Raw genomic sequence first — 11,616 nt, forward strand, 5'->3', positions numbered from 1 at the left:
AGGAAGGCTAGCAGTTAGAAGTAGATCAGAGGACTAGAGCAGAAGCAAGCAGCGGTGGAACAGGCAAGGCGTGGAGCCAGGCCGGTCAGCGATCCGGCTGAGTTACCTGTTTCAGCCCCCTCCTACTCCGCCGCTGCGATTTGAAAGCGCAGCTTCCGCTTGAAGACTTTCTCGAACAGATCGGCTTTTTCGTGAGCCTGGTCAAGCTCCTCATCAAGATCAGCCAGGGGGCGTGTCCAGAGCTGAATGGTCCAGCGCTCCCGGGTACACTCCTCGGGCACACTGGCCAGGCGCAAAACACGAGCATCGTGGTTGTAGTCGAGGGCATCGGCGATGCGCAAGAGGGCCGCGAGCATGGAGACGCGCTTACGCGCTGGACGGCTCATGACCGCATATTCCTCGTGGGCCAGACTCGGCAAGGCTCGCCGATGGTAGCGCGCAATGCAGGCAATCTCGTGACGCTCCTCATCGGAAAAGTCAGGGAGCGGGGTCTCCTTGATGAGACGGAAGGAATGCTTGTGGTGACGCCGCTCTTCAACGAGCAGTCCTGTGTTGTGTAAGAGGGCTGCGCGCTCTAGCAGGCGCTGGGCTTTGGTATCAAGTCTGTGCAACGGTTCGGTGGCCGCAAAGAGCTGCAAGGAGAGGCGCGCCACATGACGGGCATGAGGCCAGTCTTCGACTTGCAATCCCCCGCTGAGCTGCAACTCTTCGGGTGTGGGCTGAGGAAGTTGCCACCACTCTAATTGATCTTCTATGGAATGCATGCGGTATACCCACCTTTATACGCCACGCTCTTCAACAGACCATGCTTTGTAGCATAGTTTTAACCTGGCGTTTACTTTCCCTTTACCTGTTCTTATTGTACACCAGATTGACGAAGACTGCCGTGCAGAGAAGAAGCAGCTTGCGAACGCCACTCCGCTAGGTTAGCTGCCTAAGAGGGCTTGTAGCTCTTGTCGGAAGTGACGAGCTTCAAGCTCGTGCCAATGTTGACGGAAGGCGAAGAAATGCACTTCGCGCTCTTGCAGGAGACGCGGTAGCAAGTGACGCAGGCTCTCCTGAACCGCAGGAGGTGGCTCTCCCAGGGCCTGGAGAAGACTTACAGTCTCCACCACCTCATCAGCAACGTCCTGCCCGGTCAGTATTCCTTTGAGCAAGGCAATGAGAACATCATGATCGTGGAGTCTCCCCAGCTCTTCTTGCAGCTGTTCCAGCTCTGCTAGAACAGCATGACACTCTTGCGGTAACACCTCCTGGAATAGCTCCAGCGTATAGCGAAGCCGTTTGACAGCAATACGTAGATGGTGCTGGCGCAGCGTGTCGCGTGGATCGTCCGCGGCCTGGCTCCAGCTATAGAGTTCCTCTAAGCGCTGTAAGGCGATGAGTCGCGCATTGTGTGCGGCGGGAGCACAAGGATCAAGACCTTTGACAGGCTGGGCTTTGGCCATTCCTTAACACTCCTCCTCTGCAAAGCAGGCCAGCAGCTGCGCGCGTAATGCCTCGCCATCTAGCTCGCGCAGATGCTCCTCTAGAGCGGAGACTTGCTGACCACGCTGCTCCTCCAGCACGGCTAGCAGCCATAGGAGTGCCGGTCGATCTTCAGCCTCAGCTGCTGTCAGCAGTGTCTGCAGATTCAGCAACAGGACGTCACTGTCGCGCACAGTGCCGAGGAGGGCTGCGGTTTTTTTGAGGCGGCGATAGAGCTTCTTGAAGGCCGCTGGCTCTAAATAGCCACGATAGGCGTCAAGGGCCGCCCGCAGACGCCGTGAAGCCACGCGCATCTTATGGATCGCTTCCTCATCAGCTTCCTTTAGCAGGAGGCGACGCCAGGAGAGCATTTTCTCCAGGCGCTCTGTAAGCAGGCGACGACCATAGGCCAGGAAATTGTCCAGGCCGGCCCCCTTGGCAGTCTGCCACTGCTGGCTCAGAGTCCGATCCTGGCCGCCGGCAGCTCCTTGCCTCTCAACCTCGTGCAGCCAGTCCGGCCCGTAGCGCTCATAGGCTAGCAAAGCCCCCTCGCGAATGCCGTGGGGGCTAATCAGTAGCTGATCCAGCCCCAGACGCGCCAGCAGGGAGCGTAAGATGAGGGCGCCAGCAGGGAGAATGCGAGCCCGCTTGTAAGGCTGGCCGTAGCGCTCGGCGATCTCGTTCGCCGAGAGGGCCGCCAGCAGTCCCTCGCATTGAGCCAGCTCATCGGCGCTCAGGGCACGCTGGTGAGTCGGCAGGCCAAAGGCGCGTTCAGCCAGCAGCCAAAGCGAATTGGCGCTACCACCGGTGGCAATCAGCACAGGCGGGTAGAATGGAATGGTGAGATTGTGCAAATAATCGTGCAGAAAGGCCCGCGCGGTCGCACGTTCCTGACGGGTTGGAGGATCGGAAGTCAGATAGCGATCAAGCAACCAGCCTGAGCCAATGGGCAGGGAGAGACGCCAGGTAATCTGCCCGTCATGGGCAGTGACCAGTTCGGTGCTTCCGCCACCGAGATCAACGACTCCGAGGTCAATGGGAGCCCGACCTGTGCAATAGAGTTCATAGGTGGCCCCATAGAAGGTCAATACAGCCTCTGCCTCGCCACTGATGAGGGCCACCGGGAGCGCCACCTGCTGCTCAATTCGGTCGAGGAAAGTCTCTCGATTGCTGGCCCGGCGAATAGCCTCGGTGGCAATCAGGAGAATGGTTTCCGCTCCCAGGCGGCGGGCAAGGGCGACGTAGTGCGCAATGACCGCTACGGCTTGCTCCATCTTCTCCTCAGAGATAGTGCCGCTGGCGTTGACACTCTCCCCAAGACGCGTAAGGTCGAGTTCATCGGCAAGAATATCCAGGTGATCAGGCCAGCAACGGGCAACTACGATGTGAATCGTGTTACTACCGATGTCGATGGCCGCTCGAATTGGCCGCGACTCTGCTCCCATAGATGCTTGTCTCGCTCTCTCTGCAGGACCTGCTTTGTCTGACAGCCCGGTCTCCTTGAGCCACTCGACTCGCCAGCTTACTCGCGTTGCGCTGGCCGCTGGCAGAAACCAGGCCACCTCTCAGGCGAACCGACAATTGGCCGCTTTTGTCTCATTATAGCATGCTTGCCCGCGAGCCGGAGAAGAGGACCGGGATCAGGCAGCCACTTGAAAAATTTGCCGGGAAACCCCTTGACAGAAAGCCCAAGTTGGAGTAATATAGCGTCACGGAACCGAAAGCCCTACCGCCCAGGCAGATGGGCAGCAGGCCGCAAGCACGAGCCGAAGTGGTGAAACTGGTAGACACGCAACGTTCAGGGCGTTGTGCCTTACCACGGGCGTGTGGGTTCGAATCCCACCTTCGGCACCCTTTCTAGGCTGCCATATGTGAGCGGGCTGAAGAAGCCCTTTCACGTATGGCAGTTTCTTTTTTTTGCTCCTTTGCCGACAGCGGCTGGCCCTCTCCTCCAAAGGCTCCGCACCCCCCAGCAGGAGCAGCAGCCACCCCTCCGGCTTTCTCTCCCTTGCACAAGGTACCACAAGCCCTCTGAGAGGGAGGGCCAGAATCTGGCTTTTTAGTGCAGTGCCTCAAGGTAGTTGAGAAGAAGAGCCTGGAGGTCACCCTGCGCTCCCCCATCAAGCCATTGCTCTAGCGCGACTCGCAGGATGGCCACATGGGTCGCCACCAGCAAGCGAAGCTGGCTATATTCGCACGCTCCTCCCACGCGTTCCTGGAGGAGATGGCAGAAAGCTGTTTCGGCCTCCAAAAGGGCATAGAGGTAGAAAGCGGCCACCGATGGAACCTGGCGGGCGATCTGATAGCGAAGCAGGAAACTGTAGCGCTGTTGCTGGTAGAGATGAGCAATGTGTAACACGGCAGATCTCAGCGCGGTGCGCGCCGCCTCATCCTCTGGCTGCGCCTTCGGCAGAGTGCGCAGATGCTCTAGCCCGGCCCGCATAACAGTGCGCGTTGGCCCCAGTAAAACTTCTTCCTTGGATGGGAAGTAGCGGAAGAAGGTGCGTGGCGAGATCATGACTGTTTCGGCAATGTCTTGAATCGAGGTCTGCTCGTAGCCACGCTGCAGAAAGAGTTTGAGCGCAGCCTGCTCGATGGCTTCCTGAAGCAGGCGCTTCTTGCGCTCACGCAGGCCAGGCTGCCCAACCTGATCCTGTTGCGAAATGGCTGTGTCACTCATTCCCTTTTGTCTTTCATTGACTTTTGTCAGTTAGTGACATTATAATGCGAGCAAGCGGCGCTGACAACCGGTTCGCACGGGCTCTGACGTCGCTGCTCCGGCAGTCAGGCGCCGCCAGGATCGGGCGACGAGCAGGGATAGCTCAGAGTTTTCTGATGTCGCCAGTCTGGCAGAGAAGGAGTAAGCAAGAGATGATGCGCTTCGAGCAACAGGTTGCCGTAGTGACAGGAGCCGCGTCGGGCATCGGTCGCGCACTGGTGCAGCGCCTCACCAGCGAAGGGGCAGCCGTGGTAGCTGTTGACCTCGTCGAGGAGCCGCTGCAGGCACTGGTGGCAGAATTGCAAGGGCAGGGGGCAAAGCTCTGTGCCTGCCGTGCCGATGTGGCCTCAGAGAGCGGTGTTGAGGCCATGCTGACTACTGCTACCTCGACCTACGGACGGCTCGATATCCTGTGCAATAATGCTGGCATCATGGATCTGATGACGCCCGCCGCCGAGGTTCCCCTAGAGTTATGGGAGCGCGTGCTCGCAGTGAACCTCTACGGTCCCTTCCTGGCCTGTCGCCGGGCCATTCCGATTTTTCTAGAGCAGGGCAGCGGTACGATCGTTAATACGGCCTCCGAGGCTGGCCTGCGTGGCGGCGCCGCCGGTACTCCTTATACCGTCTCCAAGCACGGACTGATCGGCCTGACCCGCAGCATCGCTTTCCACTACGGCGAGCGCGGTATCCGCTGCAACGCTGTTTGCCCTGGCGCGGTGGCTACAGCCATTGGCCTGGGACAGGGCGCTCCAAGCCAGTCTGGCCTGGAGCGTGTTGGGGCTTTTATTCGCGCCAGTGCCCCCTCGCGGGTAGCTACTCCTGACGAGATCGCTGCGGCCATCGCTTTTCTGGCCTCCCGCGAAGCAAGCTACATTAATGGGGCTATTCTGCCCGTCGATGGAGGCTGGCTAGCGGCCTGAGTGAGCTATTCCTCTGCAGACAGAAGAGCCGTCGGAGCCGGGCACCCCCCAGCTCCGGCGGCTCCCTTCTTTGCTCCCGCCCCTGCTGGGCAGCGCCAGGCGAACGGTATTATCCGCACCAGTTGATGGATGCTTACCCTCTTCCCCAGGCTGATCGTATTTTCTCATGTGCCGTCTTCAGCCGGCCAGAGAAGCGCGCTGCCGGCTATCAAGCGTGGCTCACCAACAGGATTCATATGGTATGATTCTTTCAGTAGAAGACTGAGCGCTTCTCATTGGACCTGGGGGAGCTCGGGCAACCGGGCTGAGAGGGCCTCTGTTAGCGGGGCCGACCCCTCGAACCTGACCCGGGTAATACCGGCGGAGGGAAGGGTCCGTCTGGCTGCCCAACCCGCTGCCGGTTCCCCTTCAGGTCAGTCCCAGACAATGACCGGAGGTGGAACAGTGCCAACCCAGCTTGAGCAGGCCCGTCAGGGCCAGATTACCGAGGCGATGGCCTACGTGGCCCAAGCCGAAGGTCTCCCCGTTGAAGCGATCCGCGAGAAGGTCGCTGCCGGCCTGGCAGTCATTCCGGCCAACCCCAACCATCGCACCCTCTCCCACTTCACCGCTATCGGTCAGGGCCTCCTGGTAAAGGTCAACGCCAACCTTGGTACCTCCTATGACTATGTCAATCTAGAAGAGGAGCGTCAAAAGCTCACCCTGGCCCAGCAGGCTGGCGCCGATGCCGTCATGGATCTCTCGACCGGTGGCGACATTCCAGCCATTCGTCAGACGCTGTTGGAGTCCTGTATTGTTCCCCTGGGCACAGTCCCGATCTATGAAGCCGAGTTTCGGGCGGTGCGCGAGAAGGGTTCTTTTCTCAAGATGAGCGCCGATGAACTGTTTGAGACGATTGAACAGCATGGCAAGGCTGGCGTCGATTTCATTACTGTGCATTGTGGGGTGACGCGTCAGAATCTGGAGCATTACCGGCAGGCGGGGCGCGTGACAGGGATTGTCTCACGCGGCGGGGGCCTGCTGGCGGCCTGGATGCTGGAGAATGGGGCTGAGAATCCGCTCTACGAGCATTTCGATTGGCTGCTGGAGATCGCTCGCCAGTATGATATGACGTTGAGTCTGGGCGATGGCCTTCGGCCTGGATCGCTTGCTGATGATCTTGACGGCGCCCAGGTGGGCGAGTTGATCATCCTGGGGGAGCTAGTCGAGCGGGCGCGGCGCGCAGGTGTGCAGGTGATGGTTGAAGGTCCGGGCCATGTGCCCCTTAATGAAGTGCAGACCAATGTCCAGCTGCAGAAGAAGCTCTGTCGGGGCGCTCCCTTTTATATCCTGGGCATGCTGCCCGTTGATACCGCTGCCGGCTTCGACCATATCGCCGGAGCGATCGGGGGGGCGCTGGCCGGCATGCATGGGGCCGATATGCTCTGCTATTTGACGCCGGCGGAGCATCTGGGCCTGCCTAACCCGCGCCAGGTCTACGAGGGAGTGGTGGCTTTCAAAATCGCCGCCCACGCCGCTGATGTAGCTCGCGGCCATCCCCAGGCCCTGGCTCGCAACCGCCAGATGTCGGAGGCTCGCTATCGTCTCGACTGGGATACCCAATTTCAGTTGGCGCTCTATCCCGAAGAGGCGCGGCGCATCTTCGGCGAGCGCGCTTCCAAGACGCGTGCCTGCTCAATGTGTGGGCCATTCTGTCCCATGAATCTTGTCGAGCATGTGCTGCGTCGACAGCAACGGGACGGTAGCCCGCGTCCACTGGCGGCGGAGCAGCTGGCGCGCTGAGGGGTTGAGTCTGGAGCCACTGCGGTCCCAACTTGAGGCAGATCCTATTGCCATTCTGCAGCGCTTGAAACTAGCTGGAGGCGGCACAAGAGAAGAAAACAAAAGCGCTTCCTTGTGCCGCTTCCGTTTAGAGTTCAATCTGTCCAGGTCCAGTCACGTATCTCGGGCATATCCTCCAGGTGCTCACGGATATAGTGATGGTGTTCACGCAGCCGCTCCTCGCACTCGCGCACGAGCGGCGCCGTCAGATGGCGCAGGCGTGGTACATGCTCCATTGCCAGCAGGCAGAGATGGTAGCGACTGACTTCGTTGAGGACGACCATATCAAAGGGCGTGGTCGTGGTTCCCTGCTCGTTGTAGCCACGGACATGGAAGCGGGCCGGATTGGGGCGCCCATGCACAAGCTGGTGAACAGCGCGCTGATAGCCGTGAAAGGCGAAGATGACAGGCTTCTCCTCAGTAAAGTGGGCGACGAAGGTTGCGCGGTCGAGGCCGTGCGGGTGCAGTTCGGGAGGATAGAGCGTCATCAGATCGACGACATTGACGACACGTACCTTGAGCTGCGGGAGCCGACGACGGAGCCACCAGGCGGCGGCCACGGTCTCCATTGTCATGACGTCTCCGGCGCAGGCGAGCACGATATCCGGGTCGCCATCGTCCTCGTTGCCAGCCCAGGACCAGATTGAGAGACCGCGCCGGCAGTGCTCGACGGCCTCGGCCATGCTGAGATATTGCAGGTGCGGCTGCTTGTCGACCACGATCAGGTTGATGTAGTCACGGCTGCGCAGGCAGTGATCAGCTACCGAGAGCAGACAGTTGGCATCGGGCGGCAGGTAGATGCGCGCAATGCTGCCCCGGCGTGAGAGTATGGTATCGATGAGGCCCGGACCTTGATGGGAGAAGCCGTTATGATCGTTGCGCCAGCAGGTGGAGGTCAACAGGAGGTTGAGCGAGGCGATTGGCGCCCGCCAGTTGAGGGCGCGCGCGCCTTCGAGCCATTTGGAATATTGGATGATCATGGAGTCGGCAATCATGGCGAAGGCTTCGTAGGTGGCGAACAGGCCATGTCTGCCGGTCAGGAGGTAGCCCTCTAGCCAGCCCTCGCAGAGATGCTCGCTGAGCACCTCCATGACGCGCCCATCCGGCGAGAGATGGTCATCGCTGGGCAGAATGCGTTCCAAAAAGGTCCGGTTCTGGACGGTGAAAACGTCGCCGAGCCGATTGGAGTTGGTTTCGTCGGGACAGAAGTAGCGAAAGTTGCGCTGCTCCGCGTTCTCTTTGAAGATGTCACGTAAAAAGGCTCCCAACGGGCGAGTATTGCTATAGTAGCTGGTAGCCGGTTTGGAGACGTCGACCGCGTAGGAGCGGAAATCTGGCAGACGCAGGTCAACGAGCAGCTTGCCACCGTTGGCATGAGGATTGGCGCCCATGCGGCGCTCGCCTTGCGGGGCCAGAGCCGCCAATTCGGGGCGCAAACGCCCGTGTTCATCAAACAGCTCCTCGGGGTGATAGCTGCGTAACCAGTCCTCCAGCAACTTGAGATGGACGGGATTGGTCCGTACTTCTTCCAGGGGGACCTGGTGGGCCCGAAAGGTGCCTTCGATGGGGACACCATCGACTTCCTTGGGGCCGGTCCAGCCTTTGGGCGTACGGAGGACGATGAGCGGCCAACGCGGTACGCCACTGAGACCCTGGGTCCGGGCCTGCTGCTGGTAGCTGCGGATCTCGTGATAGCAGCGGTCAAGAGTGTCGGCCAGGGCCTGATGCACAGCGAGCGGATCGTGGCCCTCGACAAAGTAGACGTGGTACCCGTGCCCCGAGAAGAGCTGTTCGATCTGGTGGTCGCTGGTGCGACCCAGAACCGTCGGGCCGGAGATTTTGTACTCGTTGAGATGGAGAATGGGAAGGACGGCCCCGTCGCGGGCGGGATTGAGGAACTTGATGCTTTTCCAGGACCCTTCCAGGGGACCAGTTTCGGCTTCTCCATCGCCGACAACGGCAGCTACAATCAGATCGGGATTGTCGAAGGCAGCGCCGAAGGCATGGGCCAGCACATAGCCTAACTCGCCCCCTTCGTGGATGGAGCCAGGAATGGGAACGCCGACATGACTGGGCACACCGCCAGGAGTAGAGAACTGGCGAAAGAGACGACGTAGCCCTTGCTCGTCCTGGCTCACTTCCGGGTAGATCTCTGAATAGGTCCCTTCAAGGTAGACGTTGGCTATCACCGCCGGACCACCATGCCCGGGTCCTGCCAGAAAGATCATATCGACGTCGTAGTCTTTGATCAGGCGATTGAGGTGGACGTAGATGAGATTCAACCCTGGCGAGGTGCCCCAATGTCCCAACAACCGCGGCTTGATATGCTCAGGCCGCAGTGGCTCCTTGAGCAAGGGATTTTCCTGGAGGTAGATCTGCCCTACAGTCAGGTAGTTGGCGGCACACCAATACTTATGCATCAATTCTAGCTGCTGCTGGCTGAGTGTACGCGCTCCGGCAGCGGTCGACATGCTTCCCTCCTCTGTTCAGCGACAAACAAGGCAAGAATACCCACTTGACAATTATCAGTTACTCTAGCAGCTTTTGCAGCGATCCTCGCTCAAGGTCACAGCCATAGTCATCTTCGGACATAGCCAGTGAGCCTCGCTCGTTTTCTTTCTTTCTGAGCATAGCAAGGGCATCTCACAGCGTGCTCACTGCTATCCAGCTCACTCTCACAAGAACGGCACAATGCCATACAACCAGTAGCAGAGGTACAGTGGCAACAGTCATCTCCGCTCTGTCACAGGTACGACTGGGCCACGCAAAAGGTGTCGCTGCGGTCCGCTAGACCGTGTTCTGCCCCCAGAGCGAGAGAGCGAGGCGGTTGAGCAGGAAGAGCACGACCAGCACGATAGCAAGTAGATAGAATTGCCGATCCCACAGAGCCAGAGCAGCCAGGCTGAACAGGGCCAGCTCGACCAGCAGTCGCCAGGGATCAGCCAGGCGGCGGCGTGCCTTGGGAGCTATGAGCAGGCCCCAAACGAGCATCGCGAGCAGAGGCAGGACTAGCCCCAGGAGGAGTCTGAGCGGGAGACTCTGACTGGTGCTTGCTCCCCAGTAGCCCAACACCAGGATCATGGCAACTTCCAGCAGGAAGCGCAGAGCGCGATTTACCTCTTTGAGCATGACAACGGTGATAATCTCTCCCGCTCTTGTTCCTGGCCTGGCATGCCGGGGTTGAGGAAAGGAAGGGGGAGAATCAGGCAAAGTGCAGTGTGGTGCCGACGCTTGTTTGGATGTAGGCGGCGGGCAAAGCGCGCGCCAGCTCATGGGTTGCGCGCCAGCCGGTACAGTGCCCAGGCACAATGACACTGGGGCCAATTGCCTGCAGCTCGGCAATGGTGCGCGGGATGATCGGTTCGAAGACGGCTCCGCTCAGGTGGAGGCCGCCCACAAAGGCATAGACGGTCTCGATGCCGGTGAGCCGGCGAGCATGCTGCAGAATATTGATGACGCCGGCGTGGCTGCAACTGGAGAGCACCACCAGGCCGCGATTTTTGAGGTGACAGACAATGGCCTGGTCATCCCAGACCCAGATGTCGGGTTCCCAGCCGTGTTCTGTGCGCGCCTGTTGCAGGGGAAAACCCTTTTCGAAATCGGTGATGCGCTCAACCTGGCCAGTGACCAGCACCGTGCCATCGAGGAGCAATGAAGGACCACGCTCTTCGATGATAGTGACGCCTTCGCGATCGAGGTCGGCATGGCTGGGTGGAGGCATATGAATTTCGGTGCCGGTTGGAAAGATGATGCGCCGATAGCGCCAGGCATCGGGATGGAGCAGCAAGGGTAGACCGCGCTTGCCCAGGCGGCGAACGATGCCCTCCAGCCCGCCGTGATGATCAGCGTGGCCGTGCGAGAGAACGATAGCCCGTAGATCAGCTGGACGCACCTCCAATACATCCATGTTGTGCAGGAGCGTGTTGCGCCCAAGCCCGGCGTCGTAGAGCAGAGAAGCGCGCTGCCCGTTGCTCACGACTGTGAGCAGCAGAGCATAGCCGTGCTCGGCAATGAGCTGCTCGCGCTCGGTCCAGTTGATGGCTAGCGGAGCGCGCCGAACCATCTCGTTGCCAGGCAGCAGGACGTCAACGCTGTTGTCCACAAGGATGGTGACATCGACGTTGTCGACCGGCATCAAGGTCACTTGTTCGCTCATGATCAGTGCTCCCTTGCTGCAGAAGTAGCAGATCAATATCCTGCCGATCAGTGTAATTCGCTAGAGGGCCTGCTGAAGCGGGCTGAGCTCGCCGTTTTGCTGCCAGGCCAGAGTGTGGAGCTGAAGCGTGATAACACCAGCATACTGCAGAAATGCCGACGGTTGCAAGCCAGAGATAAGGGGAGATGATGGCTGTTTGGAATTTGCCAGTAAGCCTTGCTCTTCCTTTCGCGCTGTCAGAGGTGGCAGTGCGCGCCTTCCGGTTCCACGGCTGTAGCGCCCAGAAAAAGGGAGTGAGGTCTGAATAGACGAGCTTTTGGCGTTTGAGATGGGAGGCTTGACGGGAGAGGGCAAGTGTGGTATGCTGCAAAGGACACATGGAAGCGAACTGTCAGAGCCGCTGCCCATGGTTACGGGCAGCGGCTTTTTTTGGCACGCCGTTCTTTGTCATTCAGCGGCTCCGCGCCGACGCTGCCCCTACTCTGCTAGGCTCAGGTCGCACGCTCCCGCGCCTATAGCCTTTTGCCGTCTGG

Annotated in this window: 7 protein-coding genes, 1 tRNA gene, 1 pseudogene and 1 riboswitch; of the genes and pseudogenes, 3 read left to right on the plus strand and 6 right to left on the minus strand. The window is 59.7% G+C overall.

Annotated elements, in window-relative coordinates; all coding sequences use genetic code 11:
* Positions 1-122: 122 nt before the first annotated feature.
* Positions 123-764: an HD domain-containing protein gene (locus tag IRZ31_RS06200; RefSeq protein WP_297151086.1), complete on the minus strand. Its 642-nt coding sequence runs from the start codon at positions 762-764 to the stop codon at positions 123-125.
* Positions 765-926: 162 nt separating this feature from the next.
* Positions 927-2,912 (minus strand): annotated as a pseudogene (locus IRZ31_RS06205) (CHAD domain-containing protein).
* A gap of 320 nt (positions 2,913-3,232) precedes the next feature.
* Here IRZ31_RS06205 and IRZ31_RS06210 point away from each other — a divergent pair.
* Positions 3,233-3,318 (plus strand) — tRNA-Leu (locus IRZ31_RS06210).
* 208 nt (positions 3,319-3,526) lie between these two features.
* On the opposite strand, the gene IRZ31_RS06215 is transcribed toward IRZ31_RS06210, so the two are convergent.
* Complete coding sequence (locus tag IRZ31_RS06215) at positions 3,527-4,147, minus strand: TetR family transcriptional regulator (protein WP_297151089.1); 621 nt, start codon at positions 4,145-4,147, stop codon at positions 3,527-3,529.
* 191 nt (positions 4,148-4,338) lie between these two features.
* Between IRZ31_RS06215 and IRZ31_RS06220 the strand changes: the two genes are divergently transcribed.
* Both IRZ31_RS06220 and thiC read left to right on the plus strand, forming a co-directional pair.
* Positions 4,339-5,106, plus strand: coding sequence for a glucose 1-dehydrogenase (locus IRZ31_RS06220; RefSeq protein WP_297151092.1), 768 nt, complete (start codon positions 4,339-4,341; stop codon positions 5,104-5,106).
* A 273-nt stretch (positions 5,107-5,379) separates the two neighbouring features.
* A riboswitch (TPP riboswitch) is annotated at positions 5,380-5,493 on the plus strand.
* Between the two features lie 57 nt (positions 5,494-5,550).
* Positions 5,551-6,888, plus strand: a complete 1,338-nt coding sequence (gene thiC / locus IRZ31_RS06225) for a phosphomethylpyrimidine synthase ThiC (RefSeq protein ID WP_297151095.1) — start codon at positions 5,551-5,553, stop codon at positions 6,886-6,888.
* Positions 6,889-7,022: 134 nt separating this feature from the next.
* Here thiC and IRZ31_RS06230 read toward each other — a convergent pair whose 3' ends face one another.
* The 3 genes from IRZ31_RS06230 to IRZ31_RS06240 form a co-directional block, all read right to left on the minus strand.
* On the minus strand, positions 7,023-9,398 hold the full coding sequence (locus IRZ31_RS06230; RefSeq protein ID WP_297151098.1) for a phosphoketolase family protein: 2,376 nt from the start codon (positions 9,396-9,398) through the stop codon (positions 7,023-7,025).
* A 316-nt stretch (positions 9,399-9,714) separates the two neighbouring features.
* Entirely contained in the window at positions 9,715-10,056 is a 342-nt protein-coding gene (locus tag IRZ31_RS06235) for a YrdB family protein (RefSeq protein WP_297151101.1), read from the minus strand.
* Positions 10,057-10,129: 73 nt separating this feature from the next.
* Complete coding sequence (locus IRZ31_RS06240) at positions 10,130-11,083, minus strand: MBL fold metallo-hydrolase (RefSeq protein WP_297151103.1); 954 nt, start codon at positions 11,081-11,083, stop codon at positions 10,130-10,132.
* Positions 11,084-11,616: the final 533 nt, after the last annotated feature.

The organism is Thermogemmatispora sp., from assembly GCF_019683635.1.
Classification (GTDB): domain Bacteria; phylum Chloroflexota; class Ktedonobacteria; order Ktedonobacterales; family Ktedonobacteraceae; genus Thermogemmatispora.

Excerpts from the sequence above, each read along its gene's own strand:
- IRZ31_RS06200 (WP_297151086.1), bottom strand. The coding sequence starts at position 764 with ATGCATTCCATAGAAGATCAATTAGAGTGGTGGCAACTTCCTCAGCCC.
- IRZ31_RS06215 (WP_297151089.1), bottom strand. The coding sequence starts at position 4,147 with ATGAGTGACACAGCCATTTCGCAACAGGATCAGGTTGGGCAGCCTGGC.
- IRZ31_RS06220 (WP_297151092.1), top strand. The coding sequence starts at position 4,339 with ATGATGCGCTTCGAGCAACAGGTTGCCGTAGTGACAGGAGCCGCGTCG.
- IRZ31_RS06230 (WP_297151098.1), bottom strand. The coding sequence starts at position 9,398 with ATGTCGACCGCTGCCGGAGCGCGTACACTCAGCCAGCAGCAGCTAGAA.
- IRZ31_RS06235 (WP_297151101.1), bottom strand. The coding sequence starts at position 10,056 with ATGCTCAAAGAGGTAAATCGCGCTCTGCGCTTCCTGCTGGAAGTTGCC.
- IRZ31_RS06240 (WP_297151103.1), bottom strand. The coding sequence starts at position 11,083 with ATGAGCGAACAAGTGACCTTGATGCCGGTCGACAACGTCGATGTCACC.